Annotated in this window: 22 protein-coding genes and 1 tRNA gene; 10 read left to right on the forward strand and 13 right to left on the reverse strand. The window is 57.2% G+C overall.

All coding sequences use genetic code 11. The features are described 5' to 3' along the window. Nucleotides 1-15: 15 nt before the first annotated feature. Nucleotides 16-252: a SlyX family protein gene (locus B3K78_RS13170; protein WP_204995864.1), complete on the reverse strand. Its 237-nt coding sequence runs from the start codon at nucleotides 250-252 to the stop codon at nucleotides 16-18. Nucleotides 253-346: 94 nt separating this feature from the next. Here B3K78_RS13170 and B3K78_RS13175 point away from each other — a divergent pair, with 94 nt between their 5' ends. Together B3K78_RS13175 and B3K78_RS13180 are read left to right on the forward strand one after the other, a co-directional pair. Continuing rightward, nucleotides 347-706, forward strand: a complete 360-nt coding sequence (locus B3K78_RS13175; RefSeq protein WP_204995865.1) for an SUI1 family translation initiation factor — start codon at nucleotides 347-349, stop codon at nucleotides 704-706. A gap of 92 nt (nucleotides 707-798) precedes the next feature. Further along, nucleotides 799-1,194: a VOC family protein gene (locus B3K78_RS13180; protein ID WP_286695811.1), complete on the forward strand. Its 396-nt coding sequence runs from the start codon at nucleotides 799-801 to the stop codon at nucleotides 1,192-1,194. Here the strand turns inward: B3K78_RS13180 and B3K78_RS13185 are convergent. Then, a complete protein-coding gene (locus B3K78_RS13185; protein WP_286695812.1) occupies nucleotides 1,191-2,513 on the reverse strand; it encodes a sigma-54 interaction domain-containing protein in 1,323 nt (440 codons plus the stop codon). The two genes, B3K78_RS13180 and B3K78_RS13185, sit on opposite strands and share 4 nt — an antisense overlap. A gap of 179 nt (nucleotides 2,514-2,692) precedes the next feature. Here B3K78_RS13185 and gpt point away from each other — a divergent pair, with 179 nt between their 5' ends. Together gpt and B3K78_RS13195 are read left to right on the forward strand one after the other, a co-directional pair. Then, a complete protein-coding gene (gene gpt / locus B3K78_RS13190; protein ID WP_027873691.1) occupies nucleotides 2,693-3,157 on the forward strand; it encodes a xanthine phosphoribosyltransferase in 465 nt (154 codons plus the stop codon). A 65-nt stretch (nucleotides 3,158-3,222) separates the two neighbouring features. Then, a tRNA-Arg gene (locus tag B3K78_RS13195) sits at nucleotides 3,223-3,299 on the forward strand. Nucleotides 3,300-3,341: 42 nt separating this feature from the next. Here B3K78_RS13195 and B3K78_RS13200 read toward each other — a convergent pair. The 4 genes from B3K78_RS13200 to B3K78_RS13215 all read right to left on the reverse strand — a co-directional run bounded on the left by B3K78_RS13200 (nucleotide 3,342) and on the right by B3K78_RS13215 (nucleotide 10,177). After that, nucleotides 3,342-4,073 carry a hypothetical protein gene (locus tag B3K78_RS13200; RefSeq protein WP_286695813.1) on the reverse strand — a complete coding sequence of 244 codons (732 nt, stop codon included), beginning with the start codon at nucleotides 4,071-4,073 and terminating at the stop codon, nucleotides 3,342-3,344. A gap of 2 nt (nucleotides 4,074-4,075) precedes the next feature. Continuing rightward, a complete protein-coding gene (locus tag B3K78_RS13205) occupies nucleotides 4,076-6,571 on the reverse strand; it encodes a TonB-dependent receptor (protein WP_286695814.1) in 2,496 nt (831 codons plus the stop codon). Between the two features lie 330 nt (nucleotides 6,572-6,901). Continuing rightward, on the reverse strand, nucleotides 6,902-8,701 hold the full coding sequence (gene oadA / locus B3K78_RS13210; RefSeq protein ID WP_286695815.1) for a sodium-extruding oxaloacetate decarboxylase subunit alpha: 1,800 nt from the start codon (nucleotides 8,699-8,701) through the stop codon (nucleotides 6,902-6,904). 60 nt (nucleotides 8,702-8,761) lie between these two features. Further along, nucleotides 8,762-10,177 carry an acetyl-CoA carboxylase biotin carboxylase subunit gene (locus tag B3K78_RS13215; protein WP_204995870.1) on the reverse strand — a complete coding sequence of 472 codons (1,416 nt, stop codon included), beginning with the start codon at nucleotides 10,175-10,177 and terminating at the stop codon, nucleotides 8,762-8,764. Between the two features lie 135 nt (nucleotides 10,178-10,312). Here B3K78_RS13215 and B3K78_RS13220 point away from each other — a divergent pair, with 135 nt between their 5' ends. Next, nucleotides 10,313-11,215 (forward strand): LysR family transcriptional regulator, encoded by a 903-nt coding sequence (locus B3K78_RS13220; RefSeq protein WP_286695816.1) that lies wholly within the window; start codon nucleotides 10,313-10,315, stop codon nucleotides 11,213-11,215. Here B3K78_RS13220 and B3K78_RS13225 read toward each other — a convergent pair. Further along, the gene (locus tag B3K78_RS13225) at nucleotides 11,212-11,865 is read right to left on the reverse strand and encodes a class I SAM-dependent methyltransferase (protein WP_286695817.1); all 654 of its coding nucleotides are present in this window, start codon (nucleotides 11,863-11,865) and stop codon (nucleotides 11,212-11,214) included. The genes B3K78_RS13220 and B3K78_RS13225 overlap by 4 nt on opposite strands. A gap of 197 nt (nucleotides 11,866-12,062) precedes the next feature. On the opposite strand from B3K78_RS13225, the gene B3K78_RS13230 reads away from it, so the two are divergent. After that, nucleotides 12,063-12,731, forward strand: a complete 669-nt coding sequence (locus tag B3K78_RS13230) for an RluA family pseudouridine synthase (RefSeq protein ID WP_286695818.1) — start codon at nucleotides 12,063-12,065, stop codon at nucleotides 12,729-12,731. A 92-nt stretch (nucleotides 12,732-12,823) separates the two neighbouring features. Continuing rightward, nucleotides 12,824-13,330: a DUF2244 domain-containing protein gene (locus B3K78_RS13235; protein WP_286695819.1), complete on the forward strand. Its 507-nt coding sequence runs from the start codon at nucleotides 12,824-12,826 to the stop codon at nucleotides 13,328-13,330. Nucleotides 13,331-13,335: 5 nt separating this feature from the next. On the opposite strand, the gene B3K78_RS13240 is transcribed toward B3K78_RS13235, so the two are convergent. Together B3K78_RS13240 and B3K78_RS13245 are read right to left on the reverse strand one after the other, a co-directional pair. Beyond that, complete coding sequence (locus tag B3K78_RS13240) at nucleotides 13,336-14,073, reverse strand: hypothetical protein (RefSeq protein WP_286695820.1); 738 nt, start codon at nucleotides 14,071-14,073, stop codon at nucleotides 13,336-13,338. Then, nucleotides 14,066-14,752, reverse strand: coding sequence for a haloacid dehalogenase type II (locus B3K78_RS13245; protein ID WP_286695821.1), 687 nt, complete (start codon nucleotides 14,750-14,752; stop codon nucleotides 14,066-14,068). The genes B3K78_RS13240 and B3K78_RS13245 overlap by 8 nt, the downstream gene beginning before the upstream one ends. Before the next feature lie 170 nt (nucleotides 14,753-14,922). Between B3K78_RS13245 and rimO the strand changes: the two genes are divergently transcribed. Together rimO and B3K78_RS13255 are read left to right on the forward strand one after the other, a co-directional pair. Next, a complete protein-coding gene (rimO, locus tag B3K78_RS13250; RefSeq protein WP_286695822.1) occupies nucleotides 14,923-16,284 on the forward strand; it encodes a 30S ribosomal protein S12 methylthiotransferase RimO in 1,362 nt (453 codons plus the stop codon). Beyond that, entirely contained in the window at nucleotides 16,281-16,988 is a 708-nt protein-coding gene (locus B3K78_RS13255; RefSeq protein ID WP_286695823.1) for a 16S rRNA (uracil(1498)-N(3))-methyltransferase, read from the forward strand. Before rimO ends, B3K78_RS13255 begins: the two co-directional genes overlap by 4 nt. Before the next feature lie 9 nt (nucleotides 16,989-16,997). Here B3K78_RS13255 and B3K78_RS13260 read toward each other — a convergent pair whose 3' ends face one another. From B3K78_RS13260 to B3K78_RS13275, 4 genes are all read right to left on the reverse strand, one after another. Beyond that, a complete protein-coding gene (locus tag B3K78_RS13260; RefSeq protein WP_286695824.1) occupies nucleotides 16,998-17,609 on the reverse strand; it encodes a LysE family translocator in 612 nt (203 codons plus the stop codon). After that, entirely contained in the window at nucleotides 17,606-18,484 is an 879-nt protein-coding gene (locus tag B3K78_RS13265; RefSeq protein WP_286695825.1) for an alpha/beta fold hydrolase, read from the reverse strand. Before B3K78_RS13265 ends, B3K78_RS13260 begins: the two co-directional genes overlap by 4 nt. Nucleotides 18,485-18,502: 18 nt before the next feature. Continuing rightward, entirely contained in the window at nucleotides 18,503-18,973 is a 471-nt protein-coding gene (locus tag B3K78_RS13270) for an SRPBCC family protein (protein WP_286695826.1), read from the reverse strand. A 99-nt stretch (nucleotides 18,974-19,072) separates the two neighbouring features. Then, entirely contained in the window at nucleotides 19,073-19,984 is a 912-nt protein-coding gene (locus tag B3K78_RS13275) for a 3-ketosteroid-9-alpha-monooxygenase, oxygenase component (RefSeq protein ID WP_286695827.1), read from the reverse strand. A 332-nt stretch (nucleotides 19,985-20,316) separates the two neighbouring features. On the opposite strand from B3K78_RS13275, the gene B3K78_RS13280 reads away from it, so the two are divergent. Then, nucleotides 20,317-22,700: thrombospondin type 3 repeat-containing protein (locus B3K78_RS13280; protein ID WP_286695828.1), on the forward strand; the 2,384-nt coding region annotated here is incomplete at its 3' end.

Raw genomic sequence — 22,700 nt, forward strand, 5'->3', positions numbered from 1 at the left:
CCCGCTACCACTGGGTTAATAATGCGGCGGCTTCTCCATATCCGCCGCGAAGCCGGGCTGAGCCAAGCCCTGCTCTTCCATCGTTTCACGCATTACACGACTGGCTTGCGCTAATTGGCGCAGCTGCTGTCGCAAGATACGCAGTTCGCCGTCCTGCTCACTTACCCTGTCGTTAAGCGCATTGAGTAAGTCTTCCTGATAGGCCAACTGAGTTTGCAGCTCCACTAGCTGCTCTGTTTCGCGACTGGACATCGGTGCAGGCTCCTGAAAAAATCGTGGGCTACTATACCGCCCTCGCTGGTTATTATACTTTTTTGCATAAGAATTTTTCGAGTGAAGCCTCTTTATGTCACGTATCGTCTACTCCACAGACCAAGGCCGGATGTGTCCACAATGTGGAGAAGCCCAACAACAGTGCCGCTGCAAAGATATCAACGCCGACGCTGAACGCAGCGCCCGCAGCGGCGATGGCATTGTGCGTATTCGTCGAGAAACCAAAGGCCGCAAAGGCAAGGGCGTGAGTATTGTCAGCGGCATACCGCTAGACGACGCCGCCCTGAAAAAACTCGGCAAGGAGTTAAAACAAAAGCTCAGTATTGGCGGCGCGGTGAAGGACGGACAACTAGAGTTCCAAGGGGATCAGCGCCAAGCCCTGAAGCGCCTATTGGAAGAGCGCGGCTACACCGTCAAACTTGCCGGTGGTTAAGCAGTTCAAACTGTTATGAAGATTTGCCAGCTAAGCCTGCCGTCTGTACAGGCGCTCTGGTAGCCTGAAAGAAAAAGATCGAGGCGTCTCACATGACAGCACTTAGCGAAACAATTGAAGTCGGCATCGTCACTCACAACATCGACACCATGTGTCACTTCTATAGCAACACCCTTGGCTTGGCCTTCGAGGGCAAGCTCGACTTCCCCGGCGGAACAATGCACCGCTACCGACTGGGCACGGCAGTCATCAAGCTGGTGAACTACGGTGACGAAACGCCCGAGCAATGCATTCCTGGCGGTGGCCACGCTGCCTGCGGCTATCGCTATATCAGCTTTGGCGTCGCCGACCTGAACAGCGTTATTGCCCAGCTCAAAGCGGCCAATGTCGGGATTGCCGTCGATGTTACCCGCTTTGCCGAAAACATTGGCTTCGCCTTTGTATGTGACCCTGACGGCAACTGGATTGAGCTGTTCGGCGGCTGTTAAACGTCGGCAGACATGCCGTACTTGCGCATTTTTTCGATCAACGTGGTTCGCCGCAAGCCGAGCAGCTGCGCCGCCCGGCTTACAACATGATCTGCCGCCCGAAGGGCCTGTTGAATCCGTCGCTGCTCAAAGTCAGCCACCTCTTCCTTGAGTGATACACCCTCAACCGGAAGCTCATCAACGGCGGTTGCCGCCCCGCTCGTGCGCACTTCAACGCGCGCTGGTGGCTGCCACACCAACTCGGCACCGCGGTAGGCGTCAGGCAAGTCCTGGCGCCCCACCACTTTGTCCGGGTACATAATCAGCAGTCGCTCCAGCAAATTTGCCAACTCTCGAACGTTACCCGCCCAAGAGTGAGCCTGCAGAGAAGCGACTGCTGACGGCGCTAGCGCCAGGGTGCCCAAACCGTCGTCGGCAAGCTGGCGGATGATGTCGCGCACCAGGGCGGGAATATCCTCTTTACGTTCGGACAAGGCAGGAACCTGCAGCGGAAAAACGTTCAAGCGGTAGTAAAGGTCTTCGCGAAATTCCCCCGCGTCGATCATTGCCGGCAAATCCCGGTGCGTCGCGGCGATGATTCGCACATCGGCGCTGCGGCTCTCGCTGGAACCAACACGCTCAAAACTGCGTTCCTGAATAGCGCGCAATATCTTCACCTGCATATCCAGCGGCATGTCGCCAATCTCATCCAGAAACAAAGTGCCGCCGTCAGCCAGCTCAAAGCGACCGGCGCGGCTAGAAATCGCGCCCGTGAACGCGCCGCGCTCATGCCCAAACAATTCTGATTCTAATAACTCTCGGGGAATGGCGCCGCAATTGATCGGCACAAAAGGGCCAGAGCTTCTGGAAGAAAGACGGTGTATTGCCTGTGCAACCAATTCCTTACCCGCGCCGGAGGGACCGTTAATCAGCACCGTTACCGATTTGTCGGCAACTTGGGCTAGCAGGTGCGTCAACTCCTGCATTGCCGGACTGCTGGCGACTAAGCCGTGATCAATGTCCGATGGGACATCGCCGAGCATCGACCCCAGGCGCCCTAAGCCCTCTAGCAGCGAATCAAATACCGGAGCGTCGATACAGGCCACGCAGTTCGACCACCGCCCTTGCTGAGCCAGCGCACCCGCCAACAGACAGGGACGCTCGTCGAGCGCTTCGGGCGCAAGGCGCGCACCGTCGGCCAATAACACGGCATTCGCCTGTGCCAATTCCTCAACGCAGGTCACCCGTTGCTGGTTTGGGTCTAGTGCCTCTAACAACAGGCGATAGTGGGCGATGATATTGGGATCTGCGTCGATGAGTAACTGGATACGCGTTGGCATGGGTGCCACATTTTCTCTGTTTGCCGTTGTCGTTTTTTTGACTATAGCCAAGCCCGGGCAGCATAACCACACCAGCATGTCGGTATTTTGACACAAGCATCTCCACTCTTGCCCGGGCACCACGCTTGCTGCAAAATCGCGCCCTACTGCCTTTCCCTACACTCAGCCAGGACCTCAGCATGTCGACCAGCGAAACGCCCGTGTACTACCTAACTTGGGACGAACTGCACCGCGACACCCGTAACCTTGCGCGCAAACTCACCGCCACGCCGTGGAAAGGCATTATCAGTATCGCCCGCGGTGGCTTGGTACCGGGCGCCATTCTCGCGCGCGAACTCAACCTTCGCGTCGTCGACACCCTGTGTATCGCCAGTTACGACCACGACAAGCAGGGCGAGATTAGTATTCTCAAATCAGTGGAAGGTGACGGTGACGGTTATCTGCTGGTTGACGACCTCGTCGATACCGGAGGCACTGCAAAAATTGCCCGCGAGCTGCTGCCCAAGGCCACATTCGTCACCATCTACGCCAAACCTCAGGCGATGGCGCTGGCCGAGTACTACACCCGCGAATTCGCTCAAGATACCTGGATACATTTCCCTTGGGATATCGAGCACAGCTACAGCGAGCCGCTCATTAAATAACGAACCGCCGACGAAGCCTTTGCGCCACGCAGATAGAGTCAGTAGAATCTCCCGCTGCGCTTTTCGCCCCGGTGGCACAGCTGGATAGCGCGGCCCCCTCCTAAGGGGCAGGTCAGAGGTTCGAATCCTCTCCGGGGCGCCACCTCTTCCATGCTCCACTCTTCAGCTATCGCGCACTGGCGTGCTATGCAAGGATCGCCGGCGAGACACTGGGCTGACCGGCGTGTAACCAGTCTCGCAACTGCTCCGCTTCACGTCGATAGGTGCGCCGTTCCGACTGATCTAAGCGCAACCACCGCAGGGCATTTATCAGCCAGCGGTCAGCAGAACCATTCAAAATACCCGCCCCGGGGGTACAGCAGATATGGTGCCAGTGCAGCTGATCGTCGCACCACAGCAAGACCTCGCCATTGGGCGACAGCGTATAAGCCAGCCTGGCCTTAGGTGGCAGCGCCGGGCCGTGGTCCACGGAGCGGGCAACGATTACCGCAGCGTCATCTGCCGGGCGAAGCAAAGACAGTAATTGCCGATAATAACGCGGGCTTGGCAGCCCCAGGTCAAAGCGCCCCCAACACAGTTGATGATCGACAACCTGCCCCTCAGGGGGACTGGCCAACACCTGGCGTTTACCGCCCTTAAATTGCGGGTACCAAGGCTGACAGTGCAGGCTAGCCGCGTGAAAAAACACATTGCTCAGCCAATGCAGTCGCTCACGATCCTGACCACTCACCGCGATATGGCTGTGATAGACATAGGTCCCGGCATCTGCACACCACTGACGGCGACAGGACCAGGTGTCCGGCTGGCACTGCCTCGCATTTATTGCCCTCGCCATACTCAAGAGTCGCTCAGCAGAGGCCTCGGCTTCTGCCACGGCCTGCTCAACCGTTATTTCATTGGCTTGTTTGGCAGCCACGTTTAATCCCATTGATACGAAATTTCCAGGCCGTAGTGACGCGGCGGCAACTGCGCCTTCGTGGTTGTGCCAAGATTGTCACCCAGTGCCACCCCGCCGCCAAAAAACAGCGAGTCTTTCAGGTTGTTCACGTACATCGCCACACGCAGCTTCTCGTCGGGCAGCCAGGTCAGGCGTGCGTTATACAACTCCTGCCCGCCCAATGTCGCGCCATCGTAGAGATTGGCCTTGGCATCCAGGCCGACAAAAATTTCCGAGCGGTAAGAGTAATGCAAGCGCGGAATGAACGCGCCAAAGCGCGTTTGCCAATGGTATTGCACGGCGAGCGAGCGGGTGTTTTTTGGCACCACCGCAAAGGGCTCGGCACTGCGATCAAAGCTGGAGCCATCCGCTAAAAATACCGTGTAATCCCGATAATAGGCATCGGTATAGCCGGCATTGGCATTGACCTGTAGCCCTTCGTAGAGCCAGGTTGCTTCCAATTCGGCGCCCTGCACTACGGCAGAACCCGCGTTATCCAAAAACAGGATGACATCGGTCGGCCCACCGGGGCCCGTCTCGGCCTGCTGAACTTGGATCTGGTCGTAGCTCATATGGTAGATCGCACCATTGAGACGCAAACTCGAATCGAGGGCATCGAGCTTAAACCCGACCTCACTGTTCTCCACCACCTCTGGCTCGAACTCATTGAGGCGTCGCCCCCGCAGACCAATACCGCCCGATTTATAGCCCTCGCTGACGGTCACATAGGTCATCAAACTATTGAGGCCGATCGCCGCGATGTCCGCCTCTTCCCAGATATAGCTCACCGTCAACGCTGGCGAAACCTGGTCAAAGGACAGCTCCGATGACGTCGACACCGGCGCGAGAAACGGAATGGGTTGTGCAAAGTCGATATTGTCAAAATACGCTCTGGGCACTGGGTTATAGATGCCACCCTGAGCATGAATAAGCCCCTCACGCAGCCCAAAGGCATTGAAATCGGCGTTGTATAAAGCAATCTCCCGCTGTTTATCATCTTCGGTGTAACGCACGCCCAGCGTTAGTTGCAGATGGGACGTAAGATCGTAACTACCCTGTACAAACAGCGCACGTGTTTCATTTTCGATATAGCTTAAATTGACCGACGCTGACAGCAGCGGCAGCACAAGGTTATTGGCAGCCGCCGACAGTAAATCGACCCCAGGCAGCGCAACGCCTGCGGTACTACTCAGCAGAAATTCCGGGGGAATACCCAGAACCCCGTTGGCGCCAATAATTTGTGGATAGGGAAATCCATCGATGCGCTCTGCAGAGTAGAAGGCGCCAAACGTCAGGTCGAGCTTGTCCTCGAAAAACCGCCCGTTGAATTTCAGCTCCTGACTGAGTTGGTAATGCGTTTCTTGATCCGGGTCGACGCCGGAGGCCGTCAGGGCTTTTAATGCCAAACGCTCACCATTGTGCACGAGGCTAAAGTCACTGCCGTCAACATCCTCCTGCTTACCCAAGCCATATTGACGGCTGTAGGCGGTGATCGACTCAAGGTCAAGCGGCCCCATATGCCAATTCAGCTTTATCGCGTGAAGCTGTGACTGCTGGCGATAAAAACTGGCTTCGGTGTTGATAGCCACCTTGCGCTGCTCTGCCAAGCCCTCCTGCTGCTGACATCGCTGGGCGTAATTATCAGGCTGCTGGGGAACAAAGAATGTGGCCGCCGCCGCTTGCGCATTGATCACTTCGCAATTGTTCGCCTGCCCTTTCTCATCCTGCGAGCTCCAGAATGAAAAGACATCGAGTTGCAGGTTCTCGGTAAGGTCCCACAATAGCCGCGCAGACACCGCTTGCCGGTCCTCATCGCCAAAGCGTGTGCCATCGACAATATTCTTAACGTAGCCATCCAGGCGCCGCACAGTGCCACTGAGCCTCAGGCCCATTTGATTTTCGATCAATGGCAAATTAACGCTGGCCTTAATATCCTGGCGGCCGTGAGAGCCGGCAGTGACCGTGGCGCTGCCGCTCGGGCGACTAAAATCTGGTGCAACCGTGCTAACCAGCATCGCACCACCGGTATTGTTTTTACCAAACAGCGTGCCCTGTGGCCCGCGCAATACCTGGATGTTTTCAACATCAACCGCATCTAAGAGTTGAGAGTCCTGACGGGCGATGAAAATACCATTCAAATACTGGCCTACTCCTGGGTCGAGCTCAGGTGTAGAGGCGCGCTGACCGATACCCCGCACAAAAATCGCTTGGCTTTTGGTCGCCGTCGGCGCTATCTGCAAATTCGGCACGATGTTCTTAACATCCGCCAGCGATGTGATGCCCGCATCCTCCAGCGCCGATGCCCCGATCGCCGAAACAGAAATCGGCGTGTCCTGCAGACTCTCCTCCCGGCGCCTGGCCGTGACGACCACCTCCTCTAACTGCGCGTAAGCGGGTGCACTGAAAATCGGTAATACCGTGACGATACTGCCAAAACAAAGCGGCAGCAGGCCGCTACCCAACATAACCCTATTCACTGCGATACAACCTCTATTATTGTTATGTAATCACCGCGCATTGATACCAGCGAGTGAGCCATAGAGCTTACGCGAGGGAAAACAGGATGTTGACGCTATGTCACAAATACTGCGCTGCAGTGCAATTACATAAACTGCTTACATGACAAGGGGCAGGCGTGGCGGGACGTAGAAAAAGAGCCCCGGAAGCAGGGTAAGCAACCGGGGCCAATACGGAGAGAGGTCGCGACGGGATAAGAACGTCAGAGAGAGGGGGGAGACACCATCCCGCCGCGACACAACTAAACGATAATCATTATCATTGAGGTTTGCAAGCGTTTTTCTTGCTCTTTACTCGATTTCTATTAATACCTCACCCGGAGTGACGCGATCTCCCTTGCTAACGTGGATATCACGAACTGTGCCATCAATCGGCGCCTGCACTTCCGCTTCCATTTTCATCGCCTCAGTGACGAGCACTGGCTGGCCCGCCTTAACCACATCGCCCTGCGCCACTAATACATCGACGATATTGCCCGGCATATTCGTTGTAACATGCCCCGGCTGAGTTGCCTGCCGGCGTCCACTCCCCCCGTCGCGCTGGTATTCGTTCAATGCCTCGAAAACCACTTCCTCTGGCATACCGTCCAGCGTCATGTACAAGTGCCGTTTGCCTTTACCCTTAATGCCGACGCCGGTAATCGCCACTTGATAACTTTCACCGTGAACATCGATCACAAATTCGGTGGGCACCGCATTTTCCGCGGCGGGGCGATCGGTCTCGGGTTCCGGCTCTAAAACCTCGGGTTGCAATGTGCCATCGCGACGCTGCTGGAGGTAGCTGCGGCCCAGATCCGGGAACATGGCGTAACTCAGTACATCCTCTTCACTGTCGGCCAGCTCGCCAATTTCTGCGCGCAATTTCTCCATTTCAGGCGGCAGCAAATCTGCAGGGCGAACATCGATCACCGCTTCACTGCCAATCGCCTTGGCTCGCAATTCTTCATTCACCGTTCCCAGCGCCGCGCCGTAGTGACCCTGCAAATAGCGCTTCACCTCATTGGTAATGGTGGTATAGGGCGCCTCTGCCAGAATATTCATCACCGCCTGGGTACCGACAATCTGCGAGGTGGGCGTTACCAGCGGCGGGAAGCCCAGGTCCTTGCGCACCCGGGGAATCTCCGCGAAGACTTCGTCGATACGGTGCAAGGCACCCTGCTCTTTTAGCTGGTTCGCCAGGTTAGACATCATGCCGCCCGGCACTTGGTTTATCTGAACGCTGACATCTTCGCGAGTAAACTCACTCTCAAACTGCCGGTATTTCTTGCGCACCGCCCACAGTTTCTTGGCAACGCTTTGTAAAACTTCCAGATCCAGGCCCGAGTCGTAGGGCGTGTCTTTTAGGCCTGCAACCATGGTTTCGGTCGCCGGGTGACTGGTGCCGTTGGCAAAGGCTGAGATAGCGGTATCGATAATATCCACGCCCGCCTCTACCGCCTTCAACTGACACAGCCCAGCCAAACCCGATGTCATATGCGAATGCAGGGCCAGCGGCAGATCGAACTCGGCCTTTAACGCCGCGACCAACTCACCGGTGGTACTCGGCGTCAGCAGGCCCGCCATATCTTTGATAGCCAGGGAATCTACGCCCATGTCCACCATCTTACGCGCCTGCTCGACGAACGTTTCCGTGTTGTGCACGGGGCTGGTGGTGTAGCAAATGGTACCCTGAGCATGTTTGCCGGCGGCCTTCACGGCGGCGATCGCCGTCTGCAAATTACGCACATCGTTCATCGCATCGAAGATCCGGAAGATATCCATGCCATTATCTGCCGCCTTGGCAATAAAGGCCTCGACGACATCGTCAGCATAGTGGCGATAACCCAGCAGGTTCTGGCCACGCAGCAACATTTGCAGCTGGCTATTGGGCAGCGCCTCACGCAACTTGCGCAGTCGCTCCCAGGGGTCCTCTTTCAAAAAACGCACGCAGGCATCAAAGGTTGCGCCGCCCCATACCTCTAGGGACCAATAGTCCAGGGCGTCCAGTTCGGCGCACACCGGCAACATGTCCTCGGTGCGCAGCCGCGTGGCAATAAGCGATTGATGGCCGTCTCGCAGGGCGACATCGGTAATTTTAATCGGCGTAGTCATAGTGCCTTCCTTTCCTGTGTGCACATCGTGGCCGCTAAGCGGCTGCAATCATTATTGGGTTTACAGTCCTGCGTGAGCAGCAATCGCCGCCGCCACCGCCAGGGCAAGCTCTTCGGGCCGACTCTTATCGGAGTACTCGATCAGTTCGGGGTGACTATCAACAAAGCTGGTGTCGAAATGCGCGGCGCGGAAGTCCGCGTGCTTAAGTATTTGCTGGTAGTAAGGCGCGGTGGTTCGTACGCCCTGAACACGCATATCATTTAACGCCCGCGCGCCGCGGTTGAGCGTTTCTTCCCAGGTCAGTCCCCAAACCACCAGTTTCAGGCACATCGAGTCAAAATACGGCGGTATGCTGTAGCCGGTATATATCGCGGTGTCGGTGCGCACACCCGGGCCACCGGGAGCGTAGTAGCGGCTGATTTTGCCGAAGCTAGGCAAAAAACCGTTCTTGGGGTCTTCGGCGTTCACGCGGAACTGCAGCGCGTAGCCGCGATAGCTAATATCCTCTTGCCGATACCCAAGCGGCAGGCCGGAGGCTATGCGGATTTGCTCGCGCACAATATCAACCCCGGTAATTTGCTCGGTGATGGTGTGCTCCACCTGAACGCGGGTATTCATCTCCATAAAATAAATTTGATTATCGGCAAGCAAAAACTCTACGGTGCCGGCATTTTCATAGCCCACCGCCTCTGCCGCGCGCACCGCCAAGTCGCCGATATAAGCGCGCTGCTCCGGCGTGAGCTGCGGCGATGGCGCAATTTCAATCAACTTTTGATTGCGGCGCTGTATCGAACAATCACGCTCATACAGGTGGATAACATTGCCCTGGGAGTCGGCCAAAATCTGCGCCTCGATATGGCGCGGGTTGACAATACACTTCTCCAAAAATACATCAGCGCGACCGAAAGCCTTGGTGGCCTCTGAGACCACGCGACTAAACTGACGTCGCAGGTCTGCTTCGCTGTCGCAGCGGCGAATACCGCGTCCGCCACCACCCGAGGTGGCTTTCAACATCACCGGATAACCGATGCCTGCAGCGACCGTCACCGCTTCCTCGACATCGGCAAGGTTGTCTTCAGTGCCCGGTGTCACCGGCACACCCGCCGCCACCATCGCCCGGCGAGCCTCGGTTTTATCGCCCATGCGACGGATAACCTCTGCACTGGGGCCAATAAAGGTAATGCCGCGCTGAGCACAGATTTCCGCCAATTCGGCATTCTCGGAAAGAAAACCGTAGCCGGGGTGCAGACCGTCGCAGCCCGTTTCCACCGCCAGCGCCACCAGCTTGCGAGGATTCAAATACCCCTCCAGGGGGTCTGCGCCCACGTTGTAAGCCTCGTCAGCGCGCTTAACATGCAGGGAAAAGCGATCGGGTTCGGTGTAGATGGCCGCTGAGCGAATACCCATCTCGGCACAGGCGCGAACAATGCGAACCGCAATCTCACCACGGTTGGCAATTAGGATTTTTTTCAGCATAGCGACTGGTTTCCTAAGCCGGTATCAAATATGCGATCCACCCTAGCGGAAAATATTCCTCATAAGAAATTAATATTTATTTGCCTATATATAAGCAATAACTTATAAAACGAGTAAATTTTGCAGGAGACGGGGATGCAAACCAGCTACTTACAACGGCTTACTCTGCGCCAAGTTGATGTTTTTCTGGCAGTTTGCCAGCACATGAGCTACTCGCGCGCCGCCGAAGAGCTGTCGCTCACGCAACCCGCCGTCAGCGCGCAAATACGCAGCCTGGAGGAATTAATCCGCCAGCCGCTGTTCGACTACGTTGGCCGCCGACTCTATCTGACACCGGCAGGCAAGCTGTTACAGCGGGCGGCCCGCGACCTGCAGCAGCGGCTGGTAAATTTAGAGATAGAACTTACCGAGCTACACGGCAAGTTGCAGGGCAGCTTGAATATTATTATTGAGTCGAGCGCCGAGGCCCTGATTCCCGCTTACATCAACCGATTCTGCCAGCAGCACCCAGATGCGGAGGTGAGCCTGCATGTCGACAACCACCAGCACCTGATAAAACGCCTGCACGACAATATGCATGACCTCGCGATAATGACTCGCGTCCCCAGCGACCAGGGCTTGCAGTACACCCCCTTCGCCGAACATCAACTGCTGGCAGTAGCTGCCATACACCACCCCCTGGCCGGTGCAGGGGTGCTCAGCCTGCATGAATTTCTGGAAAACCGCCTGCTACTGCGCGAACCCGGCTCGGGCAGCAGGCAAGTACTCGAGGACTACTGCCAGCAGCAAAGCTGCGTGATTCGCCGCACCCGCGTGCTGGGCAGCAACCAGGCAATACGCCACGCTCTTGTCGACTCCGAGGATTGCGCCGTGCTGCCAGCCAGCGTGGCCGAACAAGGAATCAGCGACGGTAGCCTGGTTGCATTACAGGTGGAGGGTTTTCCCATTAAGCGCTCCTGGTGCAGCGCCTATCAACGCGGCAAGCGCCTCAGCCCGCTGGCGAGCGCCTTTCTTGATGCGCTACACGGGCCCGCTTAATGCTCTCCCAAGTACACATTCACGCGGGAAAATTCCTCGGACTCCGCCAGATCGGGAATTGTGGTTGCGCGCTGAAATTGCAGGTGGCGATAGCCGGGAAAGGAAAAGTCCTTCACCCGGGAGTCCGCCACCAACACCGTGTTGGCACGCGTCAGAAACTCGCCTAACAGCGGCAAATTGGCGCGATCGTAGAGCACGTCGGCAACCAAAATCACATCGTACGATTCACTGTCAGCAAAGAAATCTGCGCTGTAGGCGAGGTTCACGGCATTGGCCTCGGCATTGAGTTTGCTGACGGCCAATGCATCGCTATCCAGGTCGCAGGCGACCACCGATGACGCCCCGGCCTTGGCCGCCGCGATCGCGGCCACCGCAGAGCCACATCCGAAGTCCAGCACCCGCTTGCCGCGCACCAACTCGGGGTGGTCAATAATATAGCGCGCCATAACCTGGCCGCTCGCCCAGCAAAAACACCAATAGGCCGGGTAGTTCATAATGCGCTGAATTTGCTCACTGTCGAGCAGGTGCTGGGGGTAGGCTTCATCGAGCAACCACAACTCCAGCTCGGGCGCTAAAGGCAGGCGCTGGCGGGATAACTGCCCATGCGGGAGGTACTCGCGCAGACGCGCTTGCAGTGACGGTATTTTCATCATTTGTCCTGTTTTTAAGGCCGGCGCGATATGAGCAACGGTAAGCAGTCAAGCGCCAGTCCGCTCTCGGCGGCGATAGTATACGGACTAGCGACCGCTACGTCGGCGTCCAATTCAGCGAAATTGATGCCGTTTGAGCACTCGCCTCACGCACACTGATCACGCATAATTTAGCCAGCCACTGTCGAGAGCCTACCGTGTCACAAGCCACTGAATTTATCGTGCCCGCCTGCAATGAGTCCCACCGGATTCTCTATGAAGACGACGACCTGCTGGCCGTGAGTAAACCGGCGGGCTTATTGTCAGTTCCCGGCCGTCACCCGGCCAATCGCGATAGCCTGATAAGCCGTATTCAGCAGCAATACGCCGATGCATTAATTGTGCACAGACTCGATATGGCCACCTCTGGCCTGATGTTGATTGCGCGGAATAAAGACAGCCACCGCCGCCTGAGCCAGCAATTCGAGCGACGCCAGATCACCAAGCAATATCACGCCGTCGTCAGCGGCTGCGTTGCCCCTGCCCAAGGCATAATCGATCTGCCGCTGGCCTGCGACTGGCCGCGTCGCCCTCGCCAACATATTAACTTTGAGCACGGCAAGTCTGCACAAACCCTCTACGAATGCCTGCGCCGCAGCGACAGCCATAGCACCCTGCTGCTCAGCCCCATTACCGGTCGTTCCCACCAATTGCGTGTGCATTGCGCCAGTATTGGCCACCCGATCCTCGGCTGCGAGTTCTACGCCCATGAACAAGCCAGGCAGGCATCGGCCCGGCTGTTACTGCACGCCAGCGCACTCAATTTGCACCACCCCAGCACGGGTAAAGCGATACAGTTTACCTGCCCGCCACCCTTTGCCGTTTAACGGAAAAACATCTTTCACTGTTGCTGGAGACGTATAGTTACCGGTGGGGTTTTTCCTGCTCTAAACTATAGCCAGTGCACGAGGATAGGCTGGTGGTTGAAACGCAAACAAACCGTGATGGCAGCCAAATTGTGCTGCGCCCGAACCGTTCCGCCAGCTGGCAGAGTAACCGGCGCATCTTAGCGGCCATCGCGGGACTCAATCTGGTATTTGCCTCAGGGTTTCTGGCTATTGGCGCATGGATGATCTTGCCCTTTATGGGGCTGGAATTATTTTTGCTCTGGGTATTACTGCGGCGCGTCTTTGGCAAACTGCAGATTCAACAAGTGATTCACATAAACGAACAGCAGCTGCGTATTGAAAGCGGTTATTTTTGCGCAGAGCAACAATGGCAGTGGCCACAGCAACACAGTGGCATATTGGTGCTGGAGCACCACCACCCCTGGGCACCCCTGGAAATCAGCTTGTGCTGCCGCGCAAAAACCGTTCGCGTCGGGGCATTTTTAAATCGCGAAGACAGCGTTGAATTGCTGGCGGCATTAAAACGCCTGGGACTGCGCGTTCAGCAACACAGCCGCCCCGACACGCTGGCAATGTAGGCTGCTTAGTACACCGTTATTGCGACGCCGCCAAGCGCTACAGACTCGGCATGATAGTAGCCGGGCTCCAGCGCATTCATGCCGCCCAGCGCGCCAGTCAGCAACCACTGCTGAGGCGTGATGCGCCACCCCATGGCAACACGTTGGTTGACCAGCGCTAACAAGGCCTGCCACTGACCGCCACTCACGCCGCCGCCATAGGACTGTGCGATCATTGACGCATCGCGAAACAGTCGCAACGGCAGGGCATCCAGGTCGAGGCCCTGCGGAGACACGCCATTGCCAATAACAAAATATTTACCGGCGACATTGGCGCGAACAATCTCTTTGGCGGTGGGGCTAGCCGGCAATAACGCCAAGTCGGGCAACTCGAGTGCAATGGCCACGCGGCGAACGATCGACTGCAGCTCTGCCACGCTGGCAATGGGCGCTTCCACCGCTTGGTTTAACTGAAAGGCCAACTCCAACTCAACCATACCGCGGGAAAAATCCGCCAGCGCGACACGCTCACCCGAGGCCCGCTGGCCCGCCGCGCTCAAACTGCCATAAACCGTTCTATCGCTGCCAAAACGCTGCTGCGACGCGGCGTTACTCAACCCCGCCTTAAAACCAGCGGGCGCCCCGGTATGCTCGGCAATAAAGCGGATATTTTGCTCGACATAGGCCTGTTGCCACGCCACCTCTGCTGCCCACGTGGGCAGCGCCCACAGCCATACGGCAACGAATACGAAAACTCTATTCACTCACATCCCTCTCTGATAATTGGGCAGGCAATTCTGCCAGGCTTTTCACGCACACGCTCGGTGCGATATCCCAGGGATCGTACACTGCATTGGCGTCGCGCTTTACCCATGCCGCTTGCATACCTGCACTGCGCGCGCCGATCACATCAAATGGGTTAGACGACACCAACCAACTGTGCCCGACAAGGCCACCCGTTGACCGCAGAAAATGTGCATACACGGCTGGGCTAGGCTTAAACACGCGCACCTCCTCCGCACTCACCACCCCCTCAAACCAATCGCTAATTTCTGCCTTCGCCAGGATAGCCTGAACATCTGCTTTAGCCCCATTGGAGAAGGCGAAAAGTCGATGGCCCTCGCCGGCCAGCTGCGCCAGCACGTCGAGCACATCGGCAAAAATTGGCAGCTCGGCGTAGGCGGCAATCAACGCGCTGCGCTGCTCACGGGAAAGGGGCTGCGCCATGGCCTCACAACAATAATCCAGGGCCTGGCGCGTACACACAGAAAAATCGGCATAGTGCTGCATCAGTCCGCGCCGAAAGCTGTACTCCAATTGTTTCTCCCGCCAGCGCGCAGCGAATACCCCTGCGAGATCACCCATAAGCTCACGGAGCGGGGTCTCTATCGCCGCCGTATTGACCAGCGTGCCGTAGACATCAAAGCCCAGTATTTTTGACATAGTGACCCGCTCCTTTATTCAACGCCATCAGGCGGTGCACCAAATTGGCGAAGCGCTCTCGATCGCTGCAGCGCAAGCTAAACCAAACCGTTCGCCGCCCCCACCTCTCTGATTGAGCAGTCTGGCAGCAATTGAGGTAAAATGCGCGCCGTCTATATAGCGAGGTAGCCATGGCCACACCCGACAACACACCGCAGAAAAACGCTGACAAAACCCAAAAAGTGGGATTTGTTAGTTTGGGCTGCCCGAAAGCGCTTGTCGATTCCGAGCGCATACTCACCCAGCTGCGCTTAGACGGCTACGAGGTCGTTCCCAGCTACAACGATGCCGATGTTGTGGTAGTGAATACCTGCGGCTTTATCGACAGCGCAAAGCAGGAGTCGCTGGACGCGATTGGCGAGGCGATCAATGAAAACGGCAAGGTCATTGTTACTGGCTGCATGGGCAAAGGCAGCGACGCCGAAGCCATTAAAAATGCCTACCCAGAAGTCCTCGACGTAAGCGGCCCGGCCGCTGTTGACGCCGTTGTGGGCGCGGTTCATCAGTATGTTCCCCAGGACGACAGCTACCAGCCTCACCGCGACTTGGTACCGCCGCAGGGTGTGAAACTCACGCCCCGGCACTATGCGTATTTAAAAATTTCCGAAGGCTGCAACCACCGCTGCAGCTTTTGCATTATTCCGGCGATGCGCGGCGACCTCATCAGCCGCCCGTTGGCTGAGGTGGTCGATGAGGCCAAGCAGCTGGTCGCCGCCGGCAGCCGCGAACTATTGGTCATCTCGCAAGACACCAGCGCCTACGGTGTGGACACCAAATACAAGCTGGACTTTGTCGATGGCCGCGCTCTGGAAACCCGCATGCAAGACCTCGCCGTTGCACTGGGCGAGCTCGGCGTGTGGGTACGCATGCACTATGTCTACCCCTACCCCCACGTAGACAAAATGATACCCCTCATGGCTGAGGGCAAGATCCTTCCCTACCTGGATATTCCGTTTCAGCATGCCAGCCCGCGTGTGCTCAAGTTGATGAAGCGCCCAGGCAATCAGGAAAAAACGCTAGAGCGCATCAAAGCCTGGCGAAAAATCTGCCCCGACCTGGTAATACGCTCAACGTTTATTGTCGGCTTTCCGGGCGAAACCGAAGAAGACTTCCAGTTGCTGCTCGACTGGCTGGAAGAAGCTCAACTGGACCGCGTCGGCTGCTTCCAGTATTCACCCGTCGATGGGGCCAGCGCCAACGACCTACCAGACCCCGTGCCCGAAGACGTGAAACAACAGCGCTGGGAGCGCTTCATGGAAGTGCAGCAACGCATTTCCGCAGAAAAGCTGCAGCAGCGCATCGGCCAGCAATTAGAAGTGTTGATCGATGTCGTCGACGAAGAAGGCGCGATTGGACGCTGCTATGCGGATGCCCCCGAGATTGATGGCAAAGTCTACCTCGATGGCGTTACCGACCTTCGCCCAGGCGATGCGCTATTGGTCAATGTCGTAGGCGCTGACGACTACGACCTGTGGGCCGAGCCCGCCCAATGAATTTGCTGCTGCTGCAGCCATCGGATTTCTCTGGCGCCGATACCGTGCAAATCAGCGATGCGCGCGCCCAGCACATCCGCAAGGTACTTCGCGCTGAACTTGGCCAGCAGCTGCGCTGCGGCGTGCTTAACGGCCAGCTTGGCAGTGCGGAAATCACCGGACTTGGCAGCACCATAGAACTGCGCGTTAACCTGAATACGCCCGCTCCGGCAAAGCTCCCTTTGACCTTGTTGCTGGCCCTGCCTCGCCCAAAAGTGGCGCGGCGCATCATTCGCTCGGCAACCGAACTGGGCGTGGAAAAAATTATTTTGTTGAACAGTTACCGGGTGGACAAAAGCTACTGGCAAAGCCCGTTAGTCGACGACGCTCACCTCCACGCGGCCATGCTGGAGGGCTTGGAGCAGTGTGGCGATACGCAATTGCCCAGCATTGAACGCGCCACCCGCTTTAAGCCCTTCGTGGAAGATGTATTGCCAGCACTGCTGCAACATCGGCAAGGCCTATTGGCCCATCCCTACCACAGCCAGGGTGTGCCGGCGGCAAGTAACCAGCCGCGCCTACTCGCCATCGGCCCGGAAGGCGGGTTTATTCCTTATGAGGTGGAAAAACTGCTGGCCGCCGGAATGCAGGGCTTTAGCCTGGGGCCGCGCATTTTAAAAGTTGAGACCGCCGTACCCAGCATTATTGGTCGCCTGTTTCTGTAGCGGCGACAACTAATCCTTCAACAGCAATACCCCAGACGCAGCGATCAGCCCAACTCCCGCCACCGCTTCACCCCGCTTGGCGATCACCGGCAATCCTTGCACCAGTCGCTGAGCAAGCAACACATATAACAATTTCACGCCACCAACGGCCGCCACCGTGATTGCCGCAATTGCCAGGACATCTCCCGGCAACACGCTTTGCATGTCGACAAATAGCGGCAATAAACTGGCGTAGAAAACCACCGCTTTCACATCTGCAAGTGTCACCACCAAGCCCGCGATAGCGCTAGTACAAAGCGAGCCGGGCACCGCCGGTAAGGCCTGAGAGCGACCGGCGCGGGATGATAGCAACAAGCGTAAGCCCACACTCAGCAGAAGCAGCGCTGCGGCCACCTTAAGCACGATAAACACCACGCCCATAGCCTGAGCCAGCGCGGCAACACCGCCAATCGCGAGGCCGATAAACAGCAGGTCGCCAATAACAATACCCAGCGCTGCGGCAAGACCGTGGCGCCGACCACCGCGCAAACTGCAGGCAACTACCAGCAACACACTACTGCTTGGTAGCGCTGCCAGCGCCATCATTGCCAGCGCCAAGCCCAGCATCGCTGCAACGCTCATGGCTGCACCTGCGCACAACGGCGCTCCGCGTCGTTAATAAAGTCGATGGCCAAAGACTCAAAGCGCGCTTTGCACTCAATCATCGCCCAGTGGCCGCAGTTGGGGAAAACATGCAACTCGGCATTGGGGATCATCCGCATAGGCAACAAGCTGATATCCAGCGGACTCACGCGGTCATCCCGCCCCCAGGTAATTAGCGTCGGCGCCTGAATGCTGGGCAAATGCGCGACCACCTGCGCGGCGTTTTCTCCCCGCCGGTAATCGGCAATTGCAGCGATCGCCGACCGAGAATAGAGCGCCCGAGTGGTCGCCAGGGTGACGGGCTCGGTTGCCGCCGCGTATCGCGCCTCGAGCAGTTCGTCAGTAATAATTGACTGATCGTAAACCATGGACGCCAACCAACGTCGTAAATTTTCGCGGCTGGGTTGCTCGGTAAAGGCCGTTAGCAAGTTCAGCCCCTCCCCAGGAAAAGCGCTGAACAGATTCAAGCCAATTCCGCCGATAGTCATAAAGCTGGCGACCCGCTCGGGATACTGCGCCGCAATATACGAACCGACGATGCCACCCAAGGAGTTACCAATAATATGTACGCGGGAAACATCCAGGGTATCGAGCAGCTCAACACAGGCGGCCGCGCAGCTTTGTACCGGGTCTCCGTCTCGCGCATCGCTGCCGCCGTAGCCGGGCAAGTCAGGCAGGATGCAGCGAAAATGCTCGGCAAATACTGGCAAATTATCGCGATAATTCGCCCAGGCATTCACCCCCGGGCCAGAACCGTGGATCAGCATCACACAGGGACCATTGCCCGCGTCGTAATACTGAATACCACCGCCGGGTAACGCGGCATGTTGCGGGGCTTGATCGATTTTAGACATGACTTCTTCCTTGATACGTTAAACGCCAGCGGCCTCGCACTGCTGCTTTAAGGCCGCCAGGTATTGCTGGAACACCTCGCTGTGGGCGCGACTGCCCCGAAGAACAAAGCCGAGTCGAGCGAACCAGCTCAGGGCCTCCACCCGGCAGTGATAACTGGCCAATGTTTCCTGCCCGTGCTGCTCAAAACACCATACCCCGGTGCCACGCAAGTCTCCATCGATATACCGCTCCTCAATGCGCTCGCCATCCACGATACGCTCTATACGGCGCGTAAAACGGCTCAGCACAAATGGCGGACGACCATAGCGGTGCTGCACAAGCGCGCCCTCCTTGATATAGCCACCGCCCTCCACACTGCATGAATAGGGCGGGAACCAGTTGGCGATTGCCGGATAATTCGCCACGGTCGCGAATACCCGTTGAGCGGGTGCGCGAATGTGTATGCTGTCGACAACATCAATATTTAAGCGATCCTTCAAACTGCGCATGCTTTTCTCTCCTTTCCCTGGTATTGCTTTGCTTAACATTGCTTTGCTCGGCGCTGCTTCCATGAGCGGTGAATAGCGGCCCCAATTGGGGCCGCGATGTTAGTCATAACGCAACTGGTACTCGCGGTAGCGCAGACGCTCTTCATTGATCTCCGCCAACGGCTGATAAAACTGTGCGTACCAGGTTCTCAGTTTGTGGATCGGGCCATCACCGTCGCAGAGAATGGGGTTGTCGATGCGCGTTTTGTTGTGCCATATCGCCACATCTTCAGCAAAGGCCTCAAAAGCCTTCTCCGCATACATTTTGCACAGCTCAGCATTTTGCGCCTCGTTCAAATGGGGCAGGCGCTTCACCATCACCGCGTAGCGAATATCAAAGCATTCGCGCGCCACCGGCAAATGGCTGAGCAGCAGGTAGCTTTCAACGGTGTGGCCGTCGTAACTGCCGCGCATATACGTTGTTTGGTAGGCCGGGCCATAGTATTTGGCGTAGCTATACAGCTCGCTCTCCGCCGACAGGCGTTCGCTGTGGCCGCGCATTTCCTGCACAAAGGTGTGGCCATCCATAATGTTGCGAAAGCTGCGCACATTTGCACCGTGCACGGGGCCAAAGTGCGCCGCATCGGCCATATTGTCGATCAGCTCACGGCAATTGGCGTGTATGCGGTACTCCCGCATCTGCCAGCGGCTCCACTGGCGCGTATCGCACTCGCCCATAATTGGCGGCTCCTGCATAGCCAGCGGCGGATTACCATCGGGGTCGTACCAACAGAGCAACAAGCGGTTGCGGGCCAGGGTCGGCAGACGCTGGCCATCGAGACTCGCGTCAATCTGTGAGCCGCGACAGCGCACGACGACCTTTCCACCAAAACCGTCGATGTTTTGCGGGCTGTCCGCAGGCGGGCGAAAGTCGTCGAGTAATCCGAGGCAAAACCACCCCCTCGGGTAGCGATCGGGTATGTCCTCCGCCTGAATTTGGTAGGGAGGAAAAGGCGAGCATTGTTGTGACATGACGTGACTCCATTCAATGATTATTGTGGTGCTCGTGGGCACACGTCGAATCTAGTCAGCTTTGTAAAGCCCGCCCCTCGTCCCAGTAGGTGAGAATCCTGGCAACTCATCTATGCGGATTACGCCATTCAGATGAGTCGCCCTGCTGTAGCGACCCTGCCAGCACTCAATTTCACGAATTGACATAACTGTGTCAGCCGCGCACACTTCTGACTGCTGCTCGCAGTTCAGGCGGCGACTCGCACAAGCACAGCCAGTGGCTGCCCCTGCTACAACGTGACATCGCCCGCCTCGCCAGCACCCGAACAATACTAACAATACGGACATTTGCCATGACGTTACGCACGCTGCTTTTCCCGTCGAGGAAGTCGCTCAGCTTACTCTTGCTCACCCTCATGCTCGCCGCCTGTGGTGGCTCGAGCAGCAACTCTTCTAGCAATAACTCAGGAGGCAGCACTGACAGCGACCGCGACGGCATTGCCGACACCCGAGATCAGTGCCCCGCCACGCCCAGTAGCGAAATCGCCAACAGCAACGGCTGTTCTGCCTCGCAGTTGGATGACGATGGCGACGGCGTGAGCAACCAATCTGACAGTTGCCCGGCAACCCCAAGCAACACCGATGTCGATGCTCAGGGCTGCGCGATTACGGTTGAAGATGCTGACGGCGACGGGGTTGCAGATGCCAACGACAGCTGCCCAGCCACGCCAGCAGGAGAAAGCGTCGATACCAATGGCTGTTCCGCCTCACAGCTGGATGACGACAATGACGGCGTTAACAACAGCAGCGACAACTGCCCAAATACAGCGGCAGGCGCCACGGTGGATGCCAATGGCTGTAGTAACAGTCAAAACGGCGACAACGATGGCGACGGCGTTGGCAATGCCCAGGATCTCTGCCCACTGACACCGGCAGGTGCCAGCGTTGACCAAAATGGCTGCTCCGACGCACAGCGCGACGACGATGGCGACGGTGTTAGCAATGGTCAAGACGACTGCCCGGCCACCCCGGCAACGGAAACCGCCAATGTTCAGGGCTGCTCGCCCTCACAACTGGACGACGATAACGATGGCGTCAATAACGCCGACGACATCTGCCCCAATACCACTGCCGGTGCAACCGTCGACAGTGAGGGCTGTAGTAATGTGCAAAAAGATGACAACGACGGCGACGGGGTACTCAATGGCAATGACCAGTGCCCCAACACCCCGCCAGGCACCGCCGTTGAAGCCGATGGCTGCCCGCCAGCGACCATTACCGACGGCATCTCCTACGATGTAAACCTTGCATCGAATGTCGATGGCGAAAATATTGCGTTCACCCTGCACGAACCCACATCGCTGTCCTCGGAGGAGAGCTATCCGCTGATTTTGCACAGCCATGGCTACTCTGGCAGCCGTCAGTCAAGCCGACCCACCGGTGGCTTGCTGAAAGCTTTACTCGACGAAGGCTTTTACGTACTGAGCCTGGATGAACGTGGCCACGGTGACTCCGGTGGCACCATCCGCATTTTGGACCCCGACCTGGAAGGCAAAGACTGGCTACAAGTGCTGGACTGGGCCGAAGAGAATTTGAGTCAGCTTGCCTATGCAGATAATGGCCCGACTCCCGCTACCGAGAAAGACAATCCGCTGATCGGCGCCGTGGGAGGCTCCTACGGTGGCGGTTATCAATTAATGATCTACGCGATTGACCCAGAACACCGCCTGGACGCGATCGCCCCGGACATTACCTGGAACGACCTGCGCTATTCCCTGTATCCAAACGATGTGTTTAAAACATTTTGGGCAAGCGTGCTGTCGGCTGGCGGTAACCTGGCTGGCAATCAAGACCAGGAAGTCAACGAAGGCCTCGCCACCGGCTTGGCAGCAAACACCTTGGCCGACGATAAGCTGGCGCTACTCTACCGCCACAGCCCGGCCTCACACTGCGCCGGTGAGAACGACACGACGGCCGACGGCAGCTTGCGGTCGATTGATGCGTTCATTACCCAGTCCCACATGGATACCCTGTTTAACTTTAATGATGCCTACCGAAACTACCGCTGTTTGAGTGATCAGGGCGGCGATGTGCGCTTGTTCACCAAAGCCGCCGGCCACGGCATCGACAGTGGCGACGGTCAAAGTGTCTGCGGACGCTTAAATACTACCGACACAACCGTGAGCTGGTTTCAAGAAAAGCTACAGTTTGTGCAAGGCGCGGCCGATGAGATTCCAGAGGTTTGCTTCAACTTAGGCAGTGAAGGCAATGATGGCATCGTACTCAACGATGTGCCCTACGGCGGAGACAACTTTGCCTTTAGCAGCCCGCTGCCGATCATTGCCCACGAAGCCAACCTGCTGCCGACTGAGATCGAACTCTACACCGCCCAGGCCGACAATGAGGTAATCGCCGGCGTACCGACAATCAGCTTGAGCATGAGCATTGCCGACCAGCAAGCAGATGCCCCGCTGCTTGAGCCCATTGTGTTTGTCGGACTGGCCATTAGAGAATCCGGCGACAGCAACCCGCTTCAGGCGCCCACGCCGTTGATGAACCAGGTAACACCTTTCAGAGGCTTCGGCGATCACAATGTCGACTTGGTCGGGGTGATGAGCCGCATGCAAAACGGCGACAAGCTGGTGCTGATGGTCTATGGCTCCTACCCCAGCCAGTACGCCACCTCCGCATCCCCCCTGCCCATTCCTGTGCAAATTAGCGGCTCGGTTGCGGTTCC

The sequence above is a fragment of the Spongiibacter sp. UBA1325 genome, assembly GCF_002306875.1.
In the GTDB taxonomy this organism is placed as follows: Bacteria; Pseudomonadota; Gammaproteobacteria; order Pseudomonadales; family Spongiibacteraceae; genus Spongiibacter; species Spongiibacter marinus.